Genomic DNA, 24,360 nt, shown 5'->3' with positions numbered 1-24,360 from the left:
CAACGCAGATTTTCCTATACTCAAAAAACATCAGCTATTGCGTCAATAATCAAAACAGCCGCCCTTCACTTGCAAGGGCGGCTCATTTATTTGCAATATTACGACTCTTGAGCTATCGTCTCCGGTTGCTCCTCTAGCTTCAGCTTCTCCACCTGAATGGTGGTCGAGAAAAAGGTGGCGCCGCGGCCCATGTCGCTGAGCCGGTCCGGTGTCAGAACATTGACCCGCTGCGGGCCGTCTTCCCCTTCCCACCAGAGGCCTTGGCTGATCGCGGTGCCGGGCAGCATTTTGTCGGTCACAACGGCTTTCAGCACGATTTCGCCCCGGCCGTTATAAACCTTCACTCTGTCGCCGTCACGGATGGAGCGGGCTTCGGCATCCAGCGGGTGGATCTGCAGCATCGGCCCCTTCTCCATCCGCTGATGTTTCTCCACATTGGCAAAGGTGCCGTTCAGGAAATTGTGGTTCGGCGGCGAGATGAAGTTCAGCGGATACGGATCATCTGCACGAGGACGGCGTACACCGTCATATCCTTCCTTCAGCGGTTCGTAAACAGGCAGGGGCGAGAGGCCCTCCGCCTTAAGTGTGGAAGAATACAGCTCGATTTTGCCTGATGGCGTAGGCAGCTTATCCAGGAAGTTCTCCCGCGCCGTCAGATCCAGCTTCACATGGCGCTCGGCCTGCAGCCGCTCCAGCGTGACACCGTTCAGGTACGGGTTGACCGGATTGTCCAGCGCTTCGCGGATCATTTCGTCCTCGCTCTGACTAAAGGCCTCCTCGTCAAACCCCATCGCACGGCCCAGCAGCGAAAACAGCTCAAAGTTGCTTTTGCACTCTCCCGGTGCCTCAAGAACTGGCTCCTGGAGCTGCATATAGTGATGCCAGTAGGAGGCATACAGATCGGTATTTTCGAACGAAGCTGTTGACGGCAGCACGATATCGGCATACTTCGCGGTGTCGGTCATGAACAGCTCATGCACCACGGTGAACAGATCCTCCCGCTGCAGGCCGGCGCGCACCCGGTCCGCTTCCGGCGCCACAACCACAGGGTTGCTGCAGAACACAAACAACGCCTTCACCGGCTGCTCGGTCATCTCCAGCGCCTGGGCCAGCCGGTTCATGTTGATGCTCCGCGCCCGCGGATTAGGGCGCAGCTTCGGCCGTTCCAGCGCCCGGGCATTAAGTGCGTTATAGGCGCCGTTGTACTTCAGCGCACCGCCGCCTTTCTTCAGCCATTGGCCGGTCAGGGCGGGCAGGCAGCTGATGCTGCGCACGTTCATCCCGCCGTTGTCATGATGCTGCAGGCCATTGCCGATCCGGATGTAAGACACATTGGCTTCGCCGTACATCCGTGCAAGCTGCTCCAGGTCGTCTACAGGGACGCCGGTAATATCCGAGACGGTCTGCGGAGGATACAGCTGCGCCTGCCGGCGCAGCTCCTCATGCCCCAACGTATAACGGGCCAGAAAATCCTCATCCACCAGCTTGTCGCGGAACAGGATGTGCATAATCCCCAGCGCCAGCGCACTGTCCGTTCCCGGATGGAGCTGGATAAACCAGTCGCCCCACTGGGCCGTACGGTTGCGGTGAACATCAATAACAATGACCTTCGCCCCGCGCTTGCGCGCTTGTTCTGCCAGCACCACCTGGTGCATATTCGTACTGACGATGTTGGCTCCCCAGATAATAATCAGGTCGGCGTTCACCGTATCCTCCGGATTTAATCCGCCCTTGAAGCCCATCGTATGTTTCCAGCCTTCATTTCCGGCGGATGCACATATGGTCAGCTCCAACCGGCTCGCGCCAAGCGCATTAAAGAAACGGCGGTTCATCCCCTCCACACTGAGGAAGCCCATATTGCCGTAATAGTTATAAGGGAGGATGCTCTCGGAGCCGAACTCTTCACTCACCGAGCGAAGCTTCCGGGCAATTTCGGCAATGGCCTCATCCCAGCTGATCGGCACAAAAGCTCCCTCCCCTTTAGGGCCAACCCGCTTCAGCGGCTGTGTCAGCCGGTCCGGATGCTGCGTCCATTCGCCCGCATGCCGCACCTTGTTGCAAATCGCTCCTTTGGTCACCGGATGCTCCGGGTTGCCCTCTATCTTGACGAGCTTCCCGTCCTTTTTGTGCAGCAGCAGCCCGCAGGTATCCGGACAATCGAGCGGGCATACCGCGGGAAAGACTCCGTCCTGTATGTTCTTCATGTCAGCTCTCTCCCATCGCTTATAGCAAACGTTAAGATCATAGCTTAATCATACACTAGGGCTCCGGACATGAACAGAGTGCCTAAATAAATCCCCATTGGAAAAGTGAGCTTTCCCGGGCTACGAGAAATGGATAGATAACATATTCCAATAGTACATAAATCCTGTATAACCGATGCAGGCAATCGCAACGAAGCAGCGCGTCAGGGCAATGACTTTTCCTTTAACAGCCTGACTGGCATTCCGCCAGAGCAAATGAAGAGCAAACAGGACAGCCACCAAAGGCAGTGAAGAGACACCCCACGCATACCACGCCGGGTAGCCGAAGGTAATGGCCCCATTGCTGTAAGTCAGCTGAAGCAGCAGAAAGACGGACATGAGCAGCGAGATTGCAGTAATATGCAGCGATACAGTTCTGCGCGGCTTACGAAATAACCGCACGACATAACGGATCAGCGTGACTGCCAGCAGCGCAAGGAACAGTAATCCAGGGACAATGTACATGATGAGCAAGGTGGAAGGACGTTTCCAGAAGCCCGGCTCCGGTGAGAAGGTCGTCTCCTGGATGATGGTCATTTTCCAATGATGCTGTTTGTCGATCAACAGCTGCATCCCACCCTCCTGTTCCTGAAACAATCCATCGGCAATCGGCACGAAGCTCTTCTCCGCCGTTTCTCCGCTCCCATCCGGGAATACTCCGCTCACAACCAGTTTTCCTTCGGCTGCTGTAACCTTGTAATTTCTGCCGCCCAGGAAATACAGCCATTTGCCCCAGCCATGCTGCGGAACCTTGGCAAAGGTGTAAGTCCGCTCGTATTGCTGCAAATCCTCCAAGGAATACGGCAATGGCGTCACAGCTTCCGTCTTTTTGGTTAACAGCCCGGCAACCGCATCCGTGACCTTGTTGTAAGTTATCCCACCCTCTTCACCATTGCTGACAATTAGAATGCCAAGCTTCTGCGAAGGGATAAGCTCCATTTTGGCGGCGAATCCTTCGATCTCTCCGGTATGCGTCAGCACAGTGCTACCATCTGCAAGATGTCCCCGATACAGGCCATATCCTACACCGTCAACCTTCGGGTGCTCAGCAAATTGAGACTGCTGCATCATTTCAACGCTGTCAGGCTTCAACAATGCCGTCCCTTGATAAACCCCTTGGTTAAGTAAAGCGATCATAAAATGGGCAAATTCATCGGGAATCACACTCAGGGCCCCGGCCCCAGGGATGTGGGGGTAAGTCGACGACACAGCAGTGTACTTTTTATTGGAATACACATAGGATTTTGCCATATCCGGGCTGCTTTCGGGAACCGTCAGGCTTGCGCTGGGCATCTTCAGGGGAGTAAACACATTCTGGAACATATAGGCCCCTAGATCAGTACCCGCAGTCTGCTCTATCAAGTTGCCAACCAATCCCAGTCCCGCGTTGCTGTATTCGTATTCCTGTCCCGGCTCCCTCACGGGAGGCTGCTGGCGGAAATATTGCCGCAGATATTGCTCTGCCGAAAGAGACTTCTCCCGGGAGTGGGCCTGAATCTTGTAGATGGACTCGTCCAGCCCGGCAGTATGGGTCAGCAGGTGATGCAGCGTAATGGGCTGCTTTCCGAAGGAAGGCAATTGATACGCGTGCAAAAAAGTATTAAGGTCATCATGCAGCGTCAGCTTCCCTTGCTCTACCAATTGCATAGCTGATACGGCTGTTACCGTTTTGGTAATCGAACCTAACCGCATGATTGTTTTTGCAGGGTCTACAGGAATGCTCTGTTCAACATCGGCATAACCATAACCTTTGCTGAAAATAATCCGGTCTCCCTGAGTCACGACTACGGCCGATCCGGGAACATGCCGCTTCTCAAGCTCCTCTTGCATAATAGGGTCTATACTCTGTTCAAGCTGGCTCGCCGATAAAGCGGCAGGCACAGCAGGTGTGGCAGCCGCTTCTGCTTCATGGCCCATGAAGACGTTCATCCCCAAGAAGACAAGCGGCACTGCGAGCAATCGCTGTAATTTGTTTTTCATTCTTGCAACCTCCAGCACTATAATGGTTCGTTCTGCTTTTAGCATACCGTCCGTTTCTGTCCTGAATCTTCCCTCAATCTTAAATTCATCTTAAGATCATAAAATACGCATCAAAAAATGATAGACTGATGAAAATAGAACAACTTGAGAGGAGCGGAGCAGCAGATGAGCAGAACTGTTTTGCTGGCGGATGATGACCCGGATATTCTGGAATTACTGAGGCTGTTTCTGGAGCGGGAGAACCTGAAGGTGCTGGAGGCACTGAATGGCATCGAGGCATGGAGTTTTATACGGGAGCAGCGGGTTGATCTGGCTGTAATTGATATTATGATGCCTGAGCTTGACGGTATACAGCTGCTGAAGCTGCTCCGGACGGATTACAAAATTCCCGTTATTATTATTTCCGCCAAAAATGAGGACAGTGATAAAATTCTGGGACTGCAGCTGGGTGCGGATGATTTCATTGCGAAGCCCTTCAATCCGCTGGAGGTTATGGCCCGCATTCAGGCGATGCTGAGACGGACCTATGAATTTAACGAACCTACCGGCCAGGAGGACCCTGAGCCACCGGCTCCGCAGGAACGCACAGTCATCGGGCAGCTCGAACTGGATCACCTGGATTGTGTCCTGTACAAAGAGGGCCAAGACATACCGCTGACGGCGATCGAATACAAGCTGCTCACCACCTTCATGGACTCTCCGGGCCGGGTATGGACCAAAAAACAGCTATTCGAACAGGCCTGGTCTGATCCTTATTATGAAGATGCCAACACCATTATGGTACATATCTCGCGGCTGAGAGAGAAGATTGAGGACAACGCCAGACAGCCGGTGTATATCCGGACCATCCGCGGACTGGGCTACAAGTTCGCCAGGAAGGATGATTTCCGGTGAAGAAAAATACGCTTTTGTCCAGGCTGGTCAAATCCTATATCTTGTTCGCATGTACACTGGCTGTAGTCGGTATAGCCTTTCTGATTATGGCTATTGATGTGGAGCAGGAAACCATTACGGTCTCCGTACAGTGGCTGCTGCTCCTGCTTGTATTATTTGGCCTAAACGTCTTAATCTACAGTGTTTGGACAGCCCGGCGGATCACCAGACCTCTGGAGCAGATTGCCGGAGCCATCCGGGAGATGCGGCTGCGTAAATTTCATAAGCGGCTGGATATTCAAACTGGCGATAGCGATGAATTCGCCCAGGTGCAGATGTACTTCAATGATCTGGCCGAGTCGCTGCAGCGGACAGAAGCCGAAAACCGCAGGCTGCAGCTAAGTAAGCAGCGGATGCTTGTCGATTTGTCGCATGACCTTAAGACCCCGATTACTACTATTCAGGGCTACGCCAAAGCGCTGCAGCTCGGAATGGCGGACAATGAGGAGAAAAGAGAGCAGTATTTGCAGCTTATCTATAACAAATCCCAGCTTGTCACCTCGCTCATCGACGATATTTTCCATTTGTCGAAGCTGGACAGTCCCGACTTTCCTGTATCCGTCGAGCCCGGCGATATCGCCGAGCTGCTGAGGGAAGCAGCGGCGGATTATTATCAGCAGTTCGAGGACAAGCAGTTTATGCTGCATGTTGAAATCCCGTCCCGTGAAGTGCTGGTATCTTACGATACCAATCTGATGCGGCGGGCCATCGCCAATCTTTTATCGAATGCGCTGCGCTACAATCCCCCCGGCACAGAGGTTACGCTCCGGCTTGAGCAGTCGGAGGATGTCGTGCGGCTGGCTGTAATAGACAATGGCGTAGGCATTTCCGATGAATTGAAGGCTGTGATTTTTGACCCTTTTGTACGGGGCGACGCTTCGAGAAAACGGGACGGGGGCAGCGGGCTGGGACTGTCGATTGCCAAGCAGATGATGGTGCGGCAGGGCGGCGAGTTGAACCTGGACAACCGCCCAGGCCGGACTGCGTTTGAGCTGGTGCTGTACCGGTAAACAAGGTCCCGGATCAAGGACAGGGGATCGGTGAAAAACCCACGGCTTCATCTTCCTGCCAGCCTGCGGATAAGATTATCCTTGCGGCCTACGCCGGTGTTCACTCTTTTGGAGGCTCCCCAGGCGCTGATAACAACTCTGATGCAGTTGCTGATGCCAACTCTGGTAGTGCTGCTGACTCTGGTGCTTCCAATGCTCTGACCAGCTTTTCCTTGACCTCATTTAAGGGTCTTCCGCTCAGAAAATCCTCCTTCGGTTGGGACCAGGCAAATCCGTCTCCCTCATACCGGGGGATCACATGCATGTGATAATGCCCCAAGTCATTAAACACTCCGCCGTTCTGGCAGATTGTAATTCCATCCGGCCGGAAGGCGCGCTTAAGCAGCTGTGACATGGTGACAGAGACACGCATAATGTGCGTTGAGGTAGCTTCATCCATCTCTTCAACATCCAGATAATGCTCCTTAGGCATAATCAGCAAATGTCCGTCATTAAACGGGGCGATGTCCAGCACACAGGCCACATACTGATCTTCATAAACAATTTGCACCCCCGGCTCCAGCCGGTTAGCGATTCTGCATCCCAGGCATTCCATACCGATTCTCCATTCTATCCATTCTACTAGGTTACTGCATCCCCCATGTGACATCCCTGCGCACCACCATGCATCATGCAATCATCAATAATCTACTGCATTCTCTACAATAGAAATGCCTGCCATAACCTGAGATTCGTGTTCTGCTGCAGTTTGTGCAGTAGAAATCAGCGGAACCCCCTTATTATTGGCAAATTGAGAAATTCAACTGCAGGAAGTGCAGCAGATTGCCATTTCCAGCTCAAAAATCAGCCATCTGCTGCATCTTTTACAATAGAATCCCTTCAGCACCAGCCTCTCGACTTCTAGCTTTAGCCCATCCAGCGCTTTGCCCGCTGGGAGACGTACTCACTCGCATACGGCCGGCATAATCCTCCGCCCCCGTTCTCCTTCATCCAGCTTCACTCCAACTAATCCTCTCCACCAGCCTCATCCGTTTCATCCTTGCAGCGCCTTGCGCACACTGAGGATATATTTGGCTTGGTCGAGCGGATTCACACCCCGTCGGGTACGCTCGGCGGTGACGTCAGGCGGGCATTCCTCGTAGCCGGCAAAAAAAGACGTGAACGTGCTGCGCCCCTTCGTGTAGGAGCTCAGGGTCACCGGGTAATCGAGCGATGTCGCCAGCGGCAGCCGGCCCTCGATGATCATCCGCTCTCCCTGCAGCAGCGGCGGCTCGAAGGTGCCGCGCATCTGCACGAGGTCGTTCATTACACGGCCGCCGTTCTCCTCCGGCACGACAATGCGCACCTGGAGAATCGGCTCCAGCAGCGTGGTGCCGATTCGGTTCAGCCCGTCCATAATGCCCATCGGCGTAGCTACGGCAAAATCCAGCGGATGGGTATGCCACACATGATGGTTCCCCTCCACCAGCGTCACCTTCAGGTCGGTCACCTCCCAGCCGTAGAGGCCTTGCTGCAGCGCCTCCGGCACCCGGCGGGCTGTCTCGTTCTGGTACTGCGGGAGCAGATCCGAGCTGCGCACCAGCGATTCATACACCAGACCGCTGCCCGGTGGCCCCGGCTCAATGAGGAAGCGCAGAATCGCCCAGCACGGCTTCGGCATCGTATAGGCGATGAAGCCTTCACCCGCGCGGCTTGGCGTCTCCTTGTAAATCACTGACGGCTGGCCGAAGGTGACCTTCAGGCCGTAACGGCTCTCCATTACGCTGTCCAGCACCTCCAGCTGGATCGGGCCCATGACCTTGATATGCAGCTCCCGCTCCTCCTGCAGCCACTGGGCATCCAGCAGCGGATCTTCGTCCGCAAGCTCCTGAAGCGCGCCGATCACCTTGTGGTCATCGAATTCCGCTCCCCAGAAGACACGTACAGTCAGCAGCGGCACAGCCAGCTTCGCTTCCTGCGGAATGGCATCCGGCCGGCCAAGCACATCACCGATCCGCACGCCGGAGAGCCCGTATACTACGGCGATATCTCCGGCCTCGAGCGCCCCGACATCCTCCGTCCGTCCACCCTCCACCTTGCGGATCTGCGTCACTTTGGCCTCTACATTCTGTGAGTAGTTCTTTACCGTATCACGGTTACGTATCGTTCCATCATACAGCCTGACAAAGGCCATCCGGCCCATGCTTTTATCGCGCTGAATGTTGTACACGATGCCGGACACCCGCTGCTCCGCATCCCCTCCAGCCCGGGGATAATAATCGATCATCGCGTCCAGCAGCTCCGTAATGCCAAGGCCTTTGGCCGCGACGCCGTAGACAAGCGGGAACATCCGCCCCGAAGCCGCTTCCGCCTGCAGATGTTTTTTCCATACCGCAAGATCAGAGGCACCGCCTGACATGTAGAGCTCCAGCAGCCGCTCATCTCGTTCGGCCAGCGCCTCCAGCAGCTCCGTCCATGCCGCCGCATCTGCACCTGCCTGCCATAAATCTGAGGCACCCGTGTATTCCTGCTCTTTGCCGACTGGCTGCTGGACCGGAATAATATCGCCGGACAGGTAGGTGCGTGCCTGCGCCAGCACAGCCCCCGGATCAGCGCCGACGCGGTCCATTTTGTTCACAAAAATCAAGGTTGGAATCCCCAGCTTGCGCAGCGCATTCCAGATCATCTCGCTCTGAGCCTGCACACCTTCCACCGCCGAGAGGATCAGCACCGCGCAGTCCATCACGCGCAGACTCCGCTCCACCTCGGACAGAAAATCGACGTGGCCCGGAGTATCCACCAGATTAACCTGCACCCCTTTCCAGGCAAATGAAGCCAGCGCCGCCCGCACCGATATTCCCCGTTGCCGCTCGACCTCCATCGAATCTGTCATAGCCGTTCCGCTATCCACACTGCCGAGCGCACGAATCCGCCCGCTTTCATATAAAATATGCTCCGTCGTGGTCGTCTTTCCCGCATCGACATGGGCAAAGATCCCGACGTTAATCCGTTCCATTCCCTGCTGCTGAATCATCTATGTTCTCCTGTCATGGTCTGAAAGTAGTAAATATAGCGCTATCATCCTTAAGTGTACTGCGAAATGGCTCTTTTGTTCAATTGCAAGAGACATAGCGGTATGAGTTGCTAACAGCGCTGGTGAAGGGACCAGAAGCATCGCTGCACCTTCCGGCATCCCCGCTTCCAGACTGGTTCATCCCCAATGAGAGGGGTATGTAGTTACTGACAGAGCAACTTTTAGGAGGAATTTATTATGGCAGGCCAGGTCGCTTTTATGAAAATGGCTGGGCTGGAGCTGGCGCAATACGCCATCCGCGTAAATGCCGTCTGCCCCGGATCAATTGATACCAATATTGGAGATAATACGTACAAAAGCGATGCAATTGAGGAAGTGAAAATCCCCGTGGAGTTTCCGGACAGCAGTCATCCGCTGGAGCAAGCTCCCGGCAAGCCGGAGCAGGTAGCCAATCTGGTGCTGTTCCTTGCCTCGGACGAGTCCTTTCATGTCACGGGGACGGAAATATTTGTGGATGGTGCTGAGTCGCTGCTCCGCGGATAAAAGCTTAAATTACATTTATTTCGAGCCACCCTGCAACATTTTGCGGCATTCTGCCATCTAAGGGAATAAGAGGTGAGGCACAATGAAGAAGAATCAATCATTCCAGATGAACGCTAAAAAACTAACCATAGCGTGCAGCATTCTGGCGGCAAGCTTGTCTTTGGGAACATCGGCATTTGCATTTTCCGATTTGAAAGGCCATTCCGCCGAATCCAAAATCAATACTTTGCATAAGGACGGGGTTATCAACGGAGTAACCAGCGACAAGTTCGCACCGAAATCAAAGGTAACCTTCGCCCAGGGTATTCAGTTTATCGTAAGCGGACTGCAGCTGTCCCCGCAAACCGCTGGTAAAGCTAGTGATTACTTTGACAAAGTAAAGGACAAAGCCTGGTATGCTTCCGCATTCGTAGCCGCCAAGCAGAACGGCCTGTCCTTGGACAAAACCGTTGATCCGAACAGCACGATGACACGCGCCCAGTTCGCTCATTTGCTGACCCAGGCTTTGCAGAGCAAGGGCAACTTCCCGGTAACGATGATGTTTGCCAATATTTCCGATGGCAGCAAGCTATCCACGGCGGAAATGAACAGCCTGCAGATTCTGGTTAACACACATATCGTTACCCTGGAGAAGAACAACACGTTCCGCCCATCAGAAGCCGTTACCCGCGGGGAAGCAGCGGTATGGCTCTTCGATGCAGTTAAATTCGCCAAGGAAGTCATTGAGCCGGATGGCGGAACAACAGCTCCTTCTTATAATTATGAAACGGCAGTGAAGCTGGAAAAAGCCGCTGACGGAGTAAACAAAGTTACAGTGACCGTCAGCAACCTGCCGCATCCGGGCTATGGCCTAAGCATCGACCGGATCGAATTTGGCAAGAACAAGACAGCCGTCATCTATTACAGCGTAACCCAGCCGGATCCCGGCAAAAGTTACGCGCAGGTGATCTCGGCAGCTTCCGTAGTCACCTACTTGCCGGAAGGCTATACGGCGACGGCCCAGCCTGTAACCGGCACTGCCGGTTCCTCAGTATCCTCCAGCAGCGTTCAATAATTTGCCGCTGCTGAACAAGTGGAAACGGCTTCGCCGTCCTCAACAGGACGGTATCCGTTTCAGCGAGAAATATAAATTCTTATATTTGAACAAAATCACCCTAACGGGTGAATAGCTTTCTAGCCAGCGGTTATTTATCCGCTGGCTTTTCTTTTCTCACCTACAGAATCTACCATCCCACATCATACGCAGTCATAGTCAATCCATATCTCAGGCTCTTCCTCCCATGGCTCCCGCAGATCCCTTTCATTAAGCTTATCCTGTTCGTTCTCTTTCCCTGTCAGACTCATTGATAAACTCCCCTTGAGCGATCCCCGGCAACTAATCTATGAAAAAGCTTCCGCTTTTGAATAAAATACTATATTATATAAAATTAAATGTATATTAAAAATATATTATGTATATTAATTCATCACACGCGATGTGATTATGACATAATCATGGTAGCATTGCCGTGCGAATCTATTGGAGGGATGCATAAACCTGCAGACGCTGGAGTAGTCCGTTTTACTAGAAAGCCTACAAATAGAGAGAACTACTGGGAGGTAAATGATGTCTAAGAAATTATTATCCTTATTAATCGCGTTAACCCTGACGTTGTCCGGAATCCTTCCGGCAGCCTATGCCGGTGAAGTTGCCGCTGAGGCACAGCCTCAGGTTCTAACTACACCGGCATCCACGGATTCCGGCTTATCATCTACGGTTTCCTCGGAAGTCTATCAAACTTCTGTTCCTTCAGTATCGACAGCAGTCTACCAAGCCTCAATGACCGAGGCCAGAACACTGCCGATAACATTGACCCTTCCCGATGGTCTGACAGCAGACCAAATCACCTGGAATTTTGGCAGAACGGCGGAAGAGATGAAGCCGCTAACACAGTGGAAAAAATGGAACAACGCTTCTAACGTTAGAGCATATACGGGTGACCCGTTCGTAAAAGTAAGCTATGAGACTGTCTCACCTTCTACGGTAACCGCTCTGGTATACTTCGATATGCCATTCGGCTCCAACCTGTCACTTAGCGGCATCCGGGCCGAGTATGTGAAGCTTGCAGGTGTATACAACCTGACGGCGACCGCTCCTGACGATGATGTGCTGGTGCAGCAGCAAGTGAAGCTGAACCCGTATGATACCTATCATACATATGATGAGATCAAACCGGCAATTGATACAATTACTGCCGACAGCAACAATAAATATGGCCGTTATGTGGAGTATCAGCAGATCGGAACGTCCACACAAGGACGGGCGATCCACTTCTCCATCGTAGCCAAGGACAAAGCGTCCGTAGACCAATATTTGAATGAAACACTGCCGCTGATGAACAATGATCCTGCTGCATTGCAGGAGATGATCAAAAACGGCCAGTTGCAGGACTATAAAGTGCCCATCTGGCTGAACAACATCCATGCGGATGAAGCCAATGGCGTAGACGTTATTATTAAGTTTTTGGATACGCTGATGACCGAGAAAATCGTAAACTATGATACGACCAATGCTGACGGCAATGTCGTTCCGGTTACACTGGACATTGACAAGGCGCTGGACAATGTGATTTTCCTGCTCGACTATGTGGAGAATCCGGATGGCCGTGCTTTGAACACACGTGCGACTTCAACGCTGCTTGACCCGAACCGCGACAACTCCTACCAGACCCAACCGGAGACTCAGGCTGTTACAGCACAAATCGCCAAGTGGACCCCGCTGAGCTTCCTGGATATGCACGGGTTCGTGAGCGGCTTCCTGATCGAGCCATGCACACCACCGCATGATCCGAACGTCGAATACGATCTGGTCATGGACAATTTGATTGAACAGGCCACAGCAATGGGGAATGCCGGGATCGCCAACACCAAATATGAGGAGTACCACATTCCTTATCTGGAAGCTGAGAAATTAAAGAATGACCCGGATTATGCCGATCCTTATGGCAATGCTACCGGATGGGATGATGCTTCACCGGCTTACACTGCTGTCTATGCGATGCACCAAGGTGCCCTTGGACATACCATTGAAGTGCCGGAGCTGAATGAGGATTCCCTGAACGCCTTCTATTATGCAACTCTGGCTGCCACTAACTATGTGCAGAACAACAAAGAGAAGCTGTTCCTGAACCAACTCGAAATCTTCAAACGCGGCTTGAACAATGAAGACAACAAAGCAGTTGACCCGTATTTGGTAAATGCTAAATATGAATCGGTCGGCCGTGAGCGTGAAACGGAAGAAAGTAACTTTTTCCCTGAATATTATGTGCTTCCAGTAGCCAAAGATCTGCAAAAGAACGAGCTGGAAACATACAAAATGGTGAAATACCTGCTTCGTAATGGAGTGAAGGTAGAGCAGACAATTACTCCGGTAAACGTGGATGGCGTCACTTATCCGGCAGGAACCTATGTGGTGAACATGCATCAGGCCAAACGAGGCTATGCCAACCTGGTTCTGTATGACGGACTGGATGTATCCGACTTCGATGCGATGTATTCCGACACCGTACAGAATTTTGCGGACATGCGGGGATTCGACCGGTACATCAGCCGCAGCGCTGGTGCATTCTCCGGCAAGACACAGCAAGTTAGCAGCATCGTCATTCCAACGACAGATCTGAATCAATATCGTTTTGAGCAAAATTACGTCATCCGCAACAGCAACAACGATGCGATCAAAGCGGTTAACGATTTGCTTGCGAACCGAAAAGCAGTAACCCTGCTCTCGAACGATGGACCCGGCTATGAAAAAGGCAGCTTCCTGGTCTCCAGATCAAACCTGAGAACAGTAGCATCCAAATACTTGCTCGACCTAGTGCCATTCAGCGCATCAGGTGACAAGACAGGCAAACTGCTCAAGCCAGTGAATGTTGGCATTGCCGCAGCACCTTCCTTTATCGTGGCCGATCTTGGATTTAAGGTAACTTCCGATGCTGCTGCTGCAGACGTCCTCGTTAATACAGGCACAAACCTGATTGCCAGCGGCAAGCCGTTCATCGGATATGGACGTACAATGCTCAACAGCCTTAAATCTCTGAATATCTTACCGGGCCTGGATTACTCCAATCCGGTGAACCAATCGAACAGATCCGCAGCACATGAAGGCTTGTTCAAAGCAACCGTCTCGCAAGACAGCGTAATTACTGCTCCTTATGCAGACAATGAATACCTGTATACCGTATCTGCCGCTTATATCACGGCTGTTCCGGAAGGCGCTGAAGTGCTGGCGAAGTACGGAACGGGCGATGATTTCTTCAAAGCCGGCTGGTGGCCGAAAAGCGATTCTGCCAAGGGTCAGGTAATGGCACTGGATTATCAAACGGACAGCATCCATGTGACCTTGTTCGCGAACGATCTGCTGAACAAATATCATCCGCAGAACCAGTTCAGATTACTGGCGAATGCGATCTATGCCTCCGCTCCGGCAGCTACGGAAGCAGACGGTATGGATAATGGTGCGCTTGAGCCGGTTCCGGCTACACCGACTTACCCGGATACTAGTGTGCCAGCTCCAACCGCAACGCCAACCGCAACACCGGCTCCAACTGTAGTTCCGGCTACACCACAGCCGACAGCTGCACCAGCTCCGGGTGTCAATTTCACGGATCTTGGCACAGTAGCCTGGGCAGAAGCTGCTATCAAAGAATTGACGGCTAAAGGCATCATTAACGGTGTAGGCAGCAATTCATTCGCACCGCTCAAAGAAGTGACCCGTGCTGAATTCATCACCATGATCGTCCGCGCCTTTAACCTGCCGCTGGAGAACGTTTCGGCTGACTTCAGTGATGTAGCAACTTCGAGTTGGTCTTACAGCTATGTTGCTGCCGGTGTCAACAGTGGTCTGATCAACGGTGTTGGCGGAGGCAAGTTCGAGCCTAACCGCTCCATCACGCGTGAAGAGATGGCGATCATCGCCGCGAACGCACTGACGAAGTTCAAAGGCAAATCAGTTACCGGTGCTGATGCGCTGCTTGCGAACTTCAAAGACAAATCGAGCATTGCTTCCTATGGTAAAAACGCAGTTGCTCTGCTTACCCAGGAAGGCATTGTGAAAGGCATGACAGCCGACACATTTGCGCCAAAAGGTATTGCCAACCGCGCGCAAGCCGCTGTCATTATCAGCAACATCATCAACCTGCAATAGTCCGAAGGGATGATTGCCGTGAATGTGAACAGGGATGCCCCCGGCCGCAATGGCTGAGGGGCATCCCTGTTTGTCGTAGAGTAGTTACGTATCACCCGGGTAAATGAGATTACTGTAAGCGAAAGTTCCGCGTTCTCCATTTGACGTTTTGAAAGCGCCGAAGCCAAGCAGACGCCGCTGCAACGCAAGCTCGAAACATTCAGCAAGCAGCTGGGCGTAGCCATTATACTGCTGTCCATCTTGATCTTTGCCATCCAGGCCGGCCGTGTTTGGCTGTCGGCTCTTTCCTCGATCGTAACCGTTGTCCTCTCCGCAATTCAGAACAGAGATTCTCCAATGATGGGGAATCTCTGTTCTTCTCTTCTGATGTTGAGTTCATCCAAGGCTTTTATGGCGTCCACTGATCGTGAACGATGCCTACAAGCGCACGATCTTCGCCCATCTTCTCGAAAACCAGCCGCAGGCTGCGCCAGTCCATACCTTCGACGGAAGGATCGATACCGTCGATATGGTACTCCACAAAGTCGTGAGTTTCCTTCGGATAAACTTCGTTGATATTGTTGACTGTCGTTCCTTGCCCCAATCCCTTATTAAGCGCGATTTCGGCATCACCGGCAAAGTCTGCATCATATACAAACTGCTTAAAGTATTCTGCAAAGGTCAGCTTAATCAGTTCACCTGAACCTGCGAACTCCCGCCACTCATATTTCGTGTTGTCTTTCATTACCCCCTCTAGCTTATCACGGGTAAAGACCAAATCCTTCTTGGGATCGACATATGCATAGGGTGAGAAGCGGACGCCTTTATCCGGGTGAACCCAGGCCGCGAGCGACTCCATATCACTGTTCTTCAGCGCCTTCATCACCGTTGCGGCAGCTTCCAGTGCCGTAGGAGGCATCCCTTCCTCAGGTTCTGCCGGTGCTGTCGGATCAGCCGATTCTTCCGGTGCAGCGCTTGCCTCCGGGCTGGAAGTCGGATCGGTTTGAGCTTGTTCCTGTGACTGCTGCGGTGCCAATGTGGCCTCCGGTTCTGCTGCTGGTGTCGTGCTGCAGGCTGCAAGAAGCAGCAATGCAGCCACCAGTGCGAACCTTCCAAAAGTTCTTGCCGTGTACATGAATTCCCTCCTTATCCTGCTGTCGTTCTTAATTAGACGCTTCACAACTTGTTAAAGTTGCAAATTAAAGAACCGGCTGCACACCCCTTAAGAGGCATGCAGCCGGTTCATTTGATATAGAATTATGAGCTACTCTTCATCATATGCCGCAAGTGCCGCAGGAAGCGATTGAACCACAGTATTCCCTACTGCCGGAAGTCCCAGCAGAACAGCGCTGATGATTTCTTCTCTGCTGACACCCAGAGCCTTGGCCTGCTTCACGTGAAAAGGAAGTCCGCTCTCAAGTCTGGCCACTGCAAGTACCGCAATGTAAGCCAGCGCTTCCGTTCTGGAATCCAGCTTGCTTGCAGCCCCCAGTCCCTTTACGGCCTGCATCCATGCCTCCTGATGTGCCGGAGCCTCCTTGCTGAACATTTGAAAAGCGTTGCTGATTGAAGATTTGTCATTCATCTCTTTCACCCCATCCTAGTATTTAATGTTAAATTACTCCATCACCTGATCTAAGAGCTATCAGAAATGTCACCAGCGAAACCGCCAGTCTCTTTCCTCAGGCCTCATCCTGTCAGAACAGCACTTCCTGCTTTTATAAATACAGAAGATCATCTATAATTTTGTTCAAATGCACAAGCTATAATCCAAAGACCACAACTGAGCATAACCGGCTTGGCAAAGGAGGAACCCGATTGTTTGAGCTTTCCGAGAAACAGGCACAGGAAATTGTAGATAAAATGATGATGGACATCCCGTATAACATCAACATTATGAACGGGAAAGGGGTCATTATCGGCAGCGGAAAAAAAGAACGCGTCGGCACCATTCACCAGGGGGCAGTCAAAGCACTGTCCACCGGAAAAATGGTCGAGGTCTGGGAGGATGGACGTTATGAAAAAAAGGGCACCAATGAGCCGATTGTTATAGGCGATGCGCCTGTGGGTGTGATTGGAATTTCGGGCAACCCGGATGAAGTCCGTCCCTTTTGCAATATCGTAAGAACAACAGTCTCTCTTCTGATTGAACAAAGAAATACGCTGGAGGATCTCGCCAATGAAGCGAGCCGCAAGAAGGCATTTCTGGAACTGCTGCTGGCCCATGAGGGAGCATATTCGCAGAAATTACGAAAAGAAGCAGCCGCTTATCATATTGATCTGCTGCTCAAAACAACGGTCCTGTATATCAAGAATTTTACACCGGCAGAGCAGAATGCCAAGATTCTGCTGCTGCAGCCTTCATTTCGGATCCAAGAGGACATCTGGCTTATGCTGGTCCAGAACCAGCAGGACTGCAATCTGCTGATCCGGCAAATTCTTCATAACCAGCCGCAGGTGCTGCTGGCTTCCGGCAAGCAGGAGGCCAGTATCGCGGAGAGCTACCGGCAGGCGAAGTCGGCCATGGGAATTCTGCTGGCGCTGAAGCCCTCTGCCCAGACCATCCATTTCGGGGAGGCCGAATTTCTGGTGAAGCTGAGCCATGCGGAGCTGACGGACACTCTGAATACCACCATCAAGCTGGAGGATACCGCCGATTTACTGGAGACACTAAGGAGCTTCATCAACCACAACTGCAGTGTCTCGCATACGTCGGAGGCGCTGAACATTCACCGGAATACATTGCAGTACCGGCTGAAACGGATTGAGAGCCTCACCGGCAAAGATCCGCGGAATCTGCTGCAGCTGTTCGAGCTCACCTACGGATTGCTGGCCTTGTACAAGTAACCTAAACTTCAGAGCTGCTGCCGCTCATCTTCCGGCACCTAACTGCAGACGGCCCCGAAGAATTTCTTCTTCGGGGCCGTCTAATTTCGTTATTCGCTTAACTTCAGCACTCTCGCAATATTCTCACAGGTCCGTTCGACATTGGCCGGACCGTCGTTTAGCAGCTTCTCCAGTTCAGCCGCTCCCGGAACGATTCCGAAGATGGCATCTATGCCTTCCGCATAGAGCGTCTCAATCCCTTCACCGATGTAGCCGGCTAAGGCAATGACCTTCTTGCCGCCTGCTTTGGCGGTGCGGGCCACCCCGTACGGTGTTTTACCGAATTTGGTCTGGAAGTCAATGCCGCCCTCGCCGGTGAACACAATATCGGCAGCGGCCAGCTTGTGCTTGAGGCCGGTATATTCAATAACGATTTCGATTCCTTTCTGCAGAACTGCCTGTGTAAATATCAGCAGTCCCGCGCCAAGTCCTCCGGCAGCTCCGGCACCCGGCAAGTCGCGGATATCCTTATCCAGCTGTTTGTTTACGATTTCCGCATAATGGGCAAGATTCTCATCGAGCTGGAGGACCATCTCGGGTGTAGCCCCCTTTTGCGGGCCGAACACCCGGGATGCGCCTTGCTCCCCGCACAGCGGGTTGGTGACGTCACAGGCTACGATCAGCTGAACCTGCTTCAGCCGTTCGTCAAGAGAAGCAATATCAATACTTGCCAGCCGGTCCAGACTGCCGCCGCCGCGCGGAAGCTCATTCCCCGCTTCATCGAGGAATCTGGCCCCGAGCGCCTCGGCCATCCCTGTGCCGCCGTCATTGGTCGCGCTGCCCCCGATGCCGATAATGATATTGCGGATGTCCCGGTCAAGACATTCCCTAATCAGTTCGCCGGTGCCATAGGTGGTGGTGATAAGCGGGTTTCTGTCTGCCTTGTCCACCAGATGAATACCGCTTGCCGAAGCCATCTCAATGGCCGCCGTACGGCCGTCGCCGAGGATGCCGTACTTCGCTGTAACAGGTTGCCCCAGCGGTCCCATAACCTCTTTGGTATAAATTTGCCCTCCGGAGGCATCGACAAGCGATTGGACCGTTCCTTCCCCTCCATCCGCCATAGGAACATGTATATATTCAGCCTTGGGATAAACCTTTCGCAGCCCCTTTTCCATCGCAATGCAGACTTCCTTAGCGCTCATGCTCTCTTTAAAGGAGTCCGGTGCCAGTACAAAGGTTTTCTCTCTCATTTCCTCACCCCATGTTTGATATTAGAATAAAAATCCGTAAATAATCGTCGCCACAAGCGTCATCGTTCCGCCGACAATCGCCTCGTAAGGGACCAGCCCTAACCGCTGCTTGATCGTCATTTTCATACTATCCGCCGTTACATGGAAGTAGTTCCCCTGCGGAAGAGAGTCAATGACAGTGGCTCCGGTATGGACCATTACTGCCGCTGCCAGCGGAGCGGTGCCCATATCGAGAATGGCTTGTCCGAAGGAGCCTGTAGCCAGAATAACACCCGTTGAGGTTGAGGCGGTAGCCGCCGCCATCAGGATACCGGAAATCGGTGCCAGGAAGGTGCCGGATATACCCGAGGCCTGAATCAACTGGACCACCTGGGTCGACAGATCAGAAGCTGCAATCAAGCCAGCTATGCCTCCTGCACCGATCAGGATCAGAACGGTTGCTGTCATTTTGTTCAAGCCGGACGAGCTGTACTGCAGGATCTTCTTGCCTTGGCCCATAGCCAGCATGCCGATAATCCCTGCAATCGGCAGGATATATAATGCATCCACCTTGAAGTTGGACAATGCCTCAATTCCGGATAGCGAGCCAATCGGATTGATCATCAGCAGAATGACCGCAACGAGCGGTGCAACAATCGCCTGATGAAGCGGCGGATATTTGGAGGTGTCGGCGGTGTTGTTCACCGCCTCCTGGTCTGTGACCATAATCCCTTTTTTCTTCAGAAGTGAAGCGACAATAACGGTTACGATCAGGCCGCACACTGCCGGAATCAAGCCGGCCAGCATCACGTGGCTCAGATCCAGATCGAACCCGCGGGCCGCAGCTATCGTATTCGGATTGGGGGAGATAATGTTCCCCGCTTTACCTCCGCCCGACAGGGCAAGCAGCAGCGCCATCTTGGAAATCCCCATCTTATTGCCTACCGACAAAGCAATAGGAGCCACAATCAGCACCGCTACGGGAATGAAGACACCCACTGCGGTAATAATCATCGTTGCCAGGGCCAAGGCCAGAATGGCTTTGCTGCCGCCGAATTTTTTGACAATCGCCTGGGCAATGGTCTCGGCCGCCCCCGATTCCATCATTACCCCTGCCAGGACACCGGCGGCGAGCACACGCAGCACCGTGCCCATTACACTTTGCGTACCGCTTACAAGAACAGTTACCGTCTGCTCCAGATTGGCGCCGCCGATTAGCGAGCCTGCAATGGCCCCCAGAAACAGCGCATATACGGGATTCAGTTTTCTTAATATCAGAATAATAGCAATTGCCAACCCCGCCAAGGCGCCATACCAGCCAATCATTAATCCTTCCATTGTTATGCCTCCCATTGCTCTTGTTGAACACGCTTTCATTGTAACGCTTAACATCGCCAAAAAATATTGATGATCGGACGAAATGCATTGTGCAGTTGAACAACGATTTTCCCAATAACTAGCTGGAGGATTACATGCTGTAGTTCGCGTAAAGAAGAATTCCGACGGCTTGAGCGCGCACAAATTATGCACTAAGTTTCGTTCGATATGTACACTATTTTCCTTGAAATTTATAAGATTTATACCCTAGTCATAATAAAAAACCGCATATAACGCGGTTTTTCGTAAATCGGTATAGTTACAAACCATGTTAACAAAAGCTTCCCTGGTCCTAGGCTGAGCTCAGCGCTTTTTCGTCGTTTGGTCCAAGCAGGCCGGGTTGGCGACTTATTTCCTAAAATGACGCTTTCCCGTCCGTTCGCCTCTATTCTTACTGGGCCGTTAAAATCAGCGGTCCGTCCGGCGTGACTGCGATCGTATGCTCATATTGCGCCGACAGCTTGCCGTCGGCCGTTCTCGCCGTCCACTCATCGTCGTCGATCGTGATGCGGAACGTACCTTCGTTGATCATCGGTTCAATCGTAAACACCATGCCTTCCTTTAACCGAATGCCTTTGCCGGCTACGCCGATATGCTCGTAGCTCGGTTCCTCGTGCAGGCTCCGCCCGATCCCATGCGCCAGCAGATCGCGTACGACCGAAAACCCGTTCGCTTCCGCATGCTGTTGAATCGCCGACGTTATGTCGCCGAGCCGGCCCCCGGGGAGTGCCCGGGCGATCCCCAGATCCAAGCATTCCTTTGTCACCTTCATTAATTTTTGCGCCTCCGGCGGGATATTGCCCACCGCATAGCACCAGCACGAATCGCCGAACCATCCGCCGTATTCCACGACGATGTCGAGCTTTAGCAAGTCGCCGTCCATAAGCACCTGGTTCGAAGGAATGCCGTGGGCCACCACATCGTTGACCGAAATGCAGGTTTCGGCGGGAAAACCGTTGTACCCTTTCGTAAACTGCTTGCCGCCCAGCTTGGTGATGTGTCTGGCAACAAAGTCATTGATTTCCCGGGTGGTGATCCCAGGCTCGATCAGTTTGGCCACCTCGCGGTAGCAGTCCGCAATGATTTGGCTCGCCGGCTTCATCTCTTCGATTTCCCTGGGTGATTTTAAAATGATCATCTTTTGCTTATTCGCTCCTTATCCATTCTATAATTTTAAAAACAGGGCGATATCCCTGGCCTCCTCGTGCAGCTTTCCGCGGCGAAGCGAAAGCGAGGCGCAGCCGACCAAGGCGGCCAGCAGCATTTCAGCATGCTGTAGCCGATACGGCGGCTCCGCCGCGTTTCCGCCGGAAGCGGCAGCCCCGTCCGCCGCACGCCCGGTTTCCAGCAGCGCGGCAAACGGCGCGAGCACCTCCCGGCGAAAGGCGGCCGAGAGCAGGGCCGAGCGCGCTTCAGGCAGCGAGGCAAAGTCCTCACTGGCCTGCTTATGCAGCAGGTACAGGGCGTGGTCCTCTGCCCAAAGCTGCAGCAGCCGGACGCCGGCGGCGGCGACGGGGCCAAGCTCTGCGGCAGCGGCCGTTCCGCGGCTTCCGCTTCGGGAATCCGCGGCAGCCAAGTTCCCAGTGTCCGCCGCCGCAGCCAAGCCGAAATGCACGCCCGCCGGCGCCTCCCCCGAAGCCGAAGCGCGTGGGACCTCCAGCGGGACCTTCAGCCGTGCCTCCAGCGGAGCCTCCAGCCATCCCCCGGCCCGCTCCACCGCGTCCCATAACAGATCGTAGAGCAAATCGCCCTTATTGCTGTAATAATGGTATACCGTGCCATAGCCGAGTCCCGCCTGCGCGGCTACATCGCGGATTTCCAGTAATGGCCCTTTATTCAAAAACACATCGGCAGCGGCTTTACGAATTTGCGCCAGACGCCGCAGCCGGATCTCTTCGTTTTGTTCCTTCGTGCGTGGAGTCATCTCGTCCGTTCACCTCTTTTATTATTGACCTGCTCTTATGTCAATATAAAACATCGGCTTACGAATTACAAGAGATTAGCTGGAGGATTTCCGGCTCAACCTAGAAATCGGTGCTTGACCAATGCTAGACTGAAAAATAAAATGCTAGACTCAGCAAATAAAGTTGTAGACTGAGAAAATAAAGTATTAGACTGACCACGCTTAGTGAGATGGATGCAAAAACGGCGGTTTTTGAGCTAATTGGATAGTCAAAGAAATCATTTTAGGATTCAAATTTATGTAGACTTTTCGGCACTTTTCTTTCCTTCCTGTTTGTGCCGACTTAGTTCGGAATGGAGATTATTATGAAAAAAGTTGGAATTATTACTCTTTACTACAAAAACTATAATTACGGTGGCCAACTTGGAGCTTATGCACTGCAAAAAGCTATAGCTAAGTTAGGATTTCATTGTGAGCAAATTACATTCAAGTGGCAAAACAAATACACCTTACAAGCATATGAAAGTGCTAAAGGTGCTGAACATTTCAGGACTTTTTCCGAAAGCATTCCCCACAGCGAACGCTTATATACAGTATCTGATATTGCAGAATGTGTTGATGATTACGATATTTTTGTTTGCGGTAGCGACCAAATATGGGGTTTACCATGGGTTATTTCCGATGACATTTTACCCTGTATGGCACTTTCTTTTGTTCCAGCATCAAAAACGAAAATTGCATACGCAGCAAGCATGGGAGGAGCAGAAATAGAGCCCGATCGAAAAAATATCCTTGCTCCACACGTTAATTCCTTAGACTTTGTTTCTGTTCGTGAAAAAAGTGCAATCCCTTTTGTGAAAACGATGAAAAATGGAGATATTACTCATGTATTGGATCCAGTAATGCTTCTTGATAAATCCGGATGGGATGATATATCTGCTACTCCGCCAGAAAAAGCCTATATACTCACTTATGATTTACGAGATATTACAGGGGTTCAGGAATACGCTGAAGCACTTTCAAAAAAGTACGGATACGAGATTATATCTCTTGCAACTGCTGGAGCAGCTACGGTTGGTCCGAAGGAATTTGTAGGGTACATAAAACACGCTAAGTATTTTATTACTAGTGCTTTTCATGGGGCTGCTTTTGCCATTTTATATAAGGTTCCATTTTTGGTTTTCCCGGTATCTGATAATCCACAAGACCCCAAATCAATGGATTCAAGACTGATAGCTCTGCTGGATACGTTTGGCTTATCTTCTTGCTATGTTTATGATACATCAAATATTCCAAATATTGATGATGTTACTTTTCATCATATAGACGAATCAAAAACAAGTGCATTTCGTCATAATTCACTTCAATTTCTTAAAGATGCTTTGGAATCTTAAAATAAACCAAAGCATGTGTGCGCTAGGCAAGGGCATTCTACAAATGCGGATGGTCTTTATGGAGTATATTGTGTAAACAAGCTTATGCGCGCTTTTTTATTGTTATACAACATATGGATTTGGTTTGAATGACAGACTCATTCTTTAAAATAGGGCGTAATCCCTCTTGAATATAGGTTCTCCACTATCTTGAAAAATTCTTCTGACGATAAATCCTTTTGACGCTGGAGCCAAAGACGAAATAAAGAAAGGGAAGTTGTCAGGTAAAACTCAATGAAGTATGGCGTTAAGGAATGGTTTTGCGGAACGTTTAATTCTAATTGATCCAAAGTGATTTCTTTTTTTAAGCGTTTTAAAAAACGGGCACTTCCATAATCACCCAAAAGGGCATTAAGAACCAGGAGATGTTCTCTTTTGTCCAGACAATAGAGCGTATCTTGAACCGTATGCATCGATAGCTCTTTATTCGCCATTTCTTTTTTAATGTCATTCAATAAGTCATTTTCAACAGAGTCTAACAATTCGTAAATGTCAGTAAAGTATTGATAAAAGGTGCTGCGGTTATATCCTGACTTATTCGCAATTTCCTGAACCGAAATTTTCTCAATCGGCTTTTGGCTATATAACTCACAAAAAACTTCTACAACCTTTTGTCTTGTTTTCTCCGTTATTTGGGGTTGCTTTTTCATGTTTCCCTCCTACTAGCGAATAAGAATATCATCCGACAAATAATAAAAAACTGACG

The 24,360-nt window shown here is 51.7% G+C and carries 17 protein-coding genes and 2 pseudogenes; 8 read left to right on the top strand and 11 right to left on the bottom strand.

The features are described from left to right. Window positions 1-98: 98 nt before the first annotated feature. Both ACAN56_RS28035 and ACAN56_RS28030 read right to left on the bottom strand, forming a co-directional pair. A complete protein-coding gene (locus tag ACAN56_RS28035) occupies window positions 99-2,204 on the bottom strand; it encodes a molybdopterin-containing oxidoreductase family protein (RefSeq protein ID WP_379146971.1) in 2,106 nt (701 codons plus the stop codon). Between the two features lie 120 nt (window positions 2,205-2,324). Further along, window positions 2,325-4,223, bottom strand: coding sequence for a serine hydrolase (locus ACAN56_RS28030; RefSeq protein WP_379146969.1), 1,899 nt, complete (start codon window positions 4,221-4,223; stop codon window positions 2,325-2,327). A gap of 165 nt (window positions 4,224-4,388) precedes the next feature. Between ACAN56_RS28030 and ACAN56_RS28025 the strand changes: the two genes are divergently transcribed. Beyond that, window positions 4,389-5,117, top strand: a complete 729-nt coding sequence (locus ACAN56_RS28025) for a response regulator transcription factor (RefSeq protein ID WP_038586984.1) — start codon at window positions 4,389-4,391, stop codon at window positions 5,115-5,117. Further along, entirely contained in the window at window positions 5,114-6,166 is a 1,053-nt protein-coding gene (locus tag ACAN56_RS28020; protein WP_231578383.1) for a sensor histidine kinase, read from the top strand. The genes ACAN56_RS28025 and ACAN56_RS28020 overlap by 4 nt, the downstream gene beginning before the upstream one ends. Before the next feature lie 100 nt (window positions 6,167-6,266). Here the strand turns inward: ACAN56_RS28020 and ACAN56_RS28015 are convergent, their stop codons facing one another. Both ACAN56_RS28015 and ACAN56_RS28010 read right to left on the bottom strand, forming a co-directional pair. After that, on the bottom strand, window positions 6,267-6,761 hold the full coding sequence (locus ACAN56_RS28015) for an HIT family protein (RefSeq protein WP_379146966.1): 495 nt from the start codon (window positions 6,759-6,761) through the stop codon (window positions 6,267-6,269). Window positions 6,762-7,199: 438 nt separating this feature from the next. After that, window positions 7,200-9,179 (bottom strand): GTP-binding protein, encoded by a 1,980-nt coding sequence (locus tag ACAN56_RS28010; RefSeq protein WP_379146964.1) that lies wholly within the window; start codon window positions 9,177-9,179, stop codon window positions 7,200-7,202. Window positions 9,180-9,419: 240 nt separating this feature from the next. On the opposite strand from ACAN56_RS28010, the pseudogene ACAN56_RS28005 reads away from it, so the two are divergent. From ACAN56_RS28005 to ACAN56_RS27990, 4 genes and pseudogenes are all read left to right on the top strand, one after another. After that, window positions 9,420-9,722: pseudogene (locus ACAN56_RS28005) on the top strand (SDR family oxidoreductase); the annotation flags it as partial. Between the two features lie 82 nt (window positions 9,723-9,804). After that, window positions 9,805-10,776 carry an S-layer homology domain-containing protein gene (locus ACAN56_RS28000; protein ID WP_379146962.1) on the top strand — a complete coding sequence of 324 codons (972 nt, stop codon included), beginning with the start codon at window positions 9,805-9,807 and terminating at the stop codon, window positions 10,774-10,776. A gap of 552 nt (window positions 10,777-11,328) precedes the next feature. Continuing rightward, window positions 11,329-14,904 (top strand): M14 family metallopeptidase, encoded by a 3,576-nt coding sequence (locus tag ACAN56_RS27995; RefSeq protein ID WP_379146960.1) that lies wholly within the window; start codon window positions 11,329-11,331, stop codon window positions 14,902-14,904. Between the two features lie 150 nt (window positions 14,905-15,054). Then, window positions 15,055-15,219: pseudogene (locus ACAN56_RS27990) on the top strand (hypothetical protein); the annotation flags it as partial. 73 nt (window positions 15,220-15,292) lie between these two features. Here the strand turns inward: ACAN56_RS27990 and ACAN56_RS27985 are convergent. Together ACAN56_RS27985 and ACAN56_RS27980 are read right to left on the bottom strand one after the other, a co-directional pair. After that, a complete protein-coding gene (locus tag ACAN56_RS27985; RefSeq protein WP_379146958.1) occupies window positions 15,293-16,018 on the bottom strand; it encodes a hypothetical protein in 726 nt (241 codons plus the stop codon). A gap of 129 nt (window positions 16,019-16,147) precedes the next feature. Then, window positions 16,148-16,468: a carboxymuconolactone decarboxylase family protein gene (locus ACAN56_RS27980; RefSeq protein WP_038586976.1), complete on the bottom strand. Its 321-nt coding sequence runs from the start codon at window positions 16,466-16,468 to the stop codon at window positions 16,148-16,150. A 233-nt stretch (window positions 16,469-16,701) separates the two neighbouring features. On the opposite strand from ACAN56_RS27980, the gene ACAN56_RS27975 reads away from it, so the two are divergent. Continuing rightward, a complete protein-coding gene (locus ACAN56_RS27975) occupies window positions 16,702-17,730 on the top strand; it encodes a CdaR family transcriptional regulator (protein ID WP_038586973.1) in 1,029 nt (342 codons plus the stop codon). Window positions 17,731-17,819: 89 nt separating this feature from the next. Here the strand turns inward: ACAN56_RS27975 and ACAN56_RS27970 are convergent, their stop codons facing one another. The 4 genes from ACAN56_RS27970 to ACAN56_RS27955 all read right to left on the bottom strand — a co-directional run bounded on the left by ACAN56_RS27970 (window position 17,820) and on the right by ACAN56_RS27955 (window position 22,242). Continuing rightward, window positions 17,820-18,962: a glycerate kinase family protein gene (locus ACAN56_RS27970; RefSeq protein WP_038586970.1), complete on the bottom strand. Its 1,143-nt coding sequence runs from the start codon at window positions 18,960-18,962 to the stop codon at window positions 17,820-17,822. A 21-nt stretch (window positions 18,963-18,983) separates the two neighbouring features. Further along, complete coding sequence (locus ACAN56_RS27965) at window positions 18,984-20,279, bottom strand: GntP family permease (RefSeq protein ID WP_038586967.1); 1,296 nt, start codon at window positions 20,277-20,279, stop codon at window positions 18,984-18,986. Between the two features lie 430 nt (window positions 20,280-20,709). Further along, window positions 20,710-21,456: a type I methionyl aminopeptidase gene (gene map / locus ACAN56_RS27960; RefSeq protein WP_038586964.1), complete on the bottom strand. Its 747-nt coding sequence runs from the start codon at window positions 21,454-21,456 to the stop codon at window positions 20,710-20,712. Between the two features lie 27 nt (window positions 21,457-21,483). Continuing rightward, on the bottom strand, window positions 21,484-22,242 hold the full coding sequence (locus ACAN56_RS27955; protein ID WP_379146954.1) for a TetR/AcrR family transcriptional regulator: 759 nt from the start codon (window positions 22,240-22,242) through the stop codon (window positions 21,484-21,486). Between the two features lie 344 nt (window positions 22,243-22,586). Between ACAN56_RS27955 and ACAN56_RS27950 the strand changes: the two genes are divergently transcribed. Further along, the gene (locus ACAN56_RS27950) at window positions 22,587-23,615 is read left to right on the top strand and encodes a polysaccharide pyruvyl transferase family protein (protein WP_379146952.1); all 1,029 of its coding nucleotides are present in this window, start codon (window positions 22,587-22,589) and stop codon (window positions 23,613-23,615) included. 137 nt (window positions 23,616-23,752) lie between these two features. Here ACAN56_RS27950 and ACAN56_RS27945 read toward each other — a convergent pair whose 3' ends face one another. Beyond that, window positions 23,753-24,304, bottom strand: a complete 552-nt coding sequence (locus ACAN56_RS27945) for a TetR/AcrR family transcriptional regulator (RefSeq protein WP_038586956.1) — start codon at window positions 24,302-24,304, stop codon at window positions 23,753-23,755. Window positions 24,305-24,360 lie beyond the last annotated feature (56 nt).

Origin of the sequence: Paenibacillus paludis, assembly GCF_042610515.1 — a bacterium.
Lineage (GTDB): Bacteria > Bacillota > Bacilli > Paenibacillales > Paenibacillaceae > Paenibacillus_AQ.
Note: the sequence above shows the minus strand (reverse complement) of the source record. Positions and strands in the feature narration are given on the sequence as shown.

Coding starts and splice junctions, on each gene's coding strand:
- ACAN56_RS27995 (WP_379146960.1), top strand. CDS start 11,329: ATGTCTAAGAAATTATTATCCTTATTAATCGCGTTAACCCTGACGTTG.
- ACAN56_RS28015 (WP_379146966.1), bottom strand. CDS start 6,761: ATGGAATGCCTGGGATGCAGAATCGCTAACCGGCTGGAGCCGGGGGTG.
- ACAN56_RS27950 (WP_379146952.1), top strand. CDS start 22,587: ATGAAAAAAGTTGGAATTATTACTCTTTACTACAAAAACTATAATTAC.
- ACAN56_RS27945 (WP_038586956.1), bottom strand. CDS start 24,304: ATGAAAAAGCAACCCCAAATAACGGAGAAAACAAGACAAAAGGTTGTA.
- ACAN56_RS28030 (WP_379146969.1), bottom strand. CDS start 4,223: ATGAAAAACAAATTACAGCGATTGCTCGCAGTGCCGCTTGTCTTCTTG.
- map (WP_038586964.1), bottom strand. CDS start 21,456: ATGATCATTTTAAAATCACCCAGGGAAATCGAAGAGATGAAGCCGGCG.
- ACAN56_RS28000 (WP_379146962.1), top strand. CDS start 9,805: ATGAAGAAGAATCAATCATTCCAGATGAACGCTAAAAAACTAACCATA.
- ACAN56_RS28035 (WP_379146971.1), bottom strand. CDS start 2,204: ATGAAGAACATACAGGACGGAGTCTTTCCCGCGGTATGCCCGCTCGAT.
- ACAN56_RS27955 (WP_379146954.1), bottom strand. CDS start 22,242: ATGACTCCACGCACGAAGGAACAAAACGAAGAGATCCGGCTGCGGCGT.
- ACAN56_RS27965 (WP_038586967.1), bottom strand. CDS start 20,279: ATGGAAGGATTAATGATTGGCTGGTATGGCGCCTTGGCGGGGTTGGCA.
- ACAN56_RS28010 (WP_379146964.1), bottom strand. CDS start 9,179: ATGATTCAGCAGCAGGGAATGGAACGGATTAACGTCGGGATCTTTGCC.
- ACAN56_RS28025 (WP_038586984.1), top strand. CDS start 4,389: ATGAGCAGAACTGTTTTGCTGGCGGATGATGACCCGGATATTCTGGAA.
- ACAN56_RS27970 (WP_038586970.1), bottom strand. CDS start 18,962: ATGAGAGAGAAAACCTTTGTACTGGCACCGGACTCCTTTAAAGAGAGC.
- ACAN56_RS27980 (WP_038586976.1), bottom strand. CDS start 16,468: ATGAATGACAAATCTTCAATCAGCAACGCTTTTCAAATGTTCAGCAAG.
- ACAN56_RS27985 (WP_379146958.1), bottom strand. CDS start 16,018: ATGTACACGGCAAGAACTTTTGGAAGGTTCGCACTGGTGGCTGCATTG.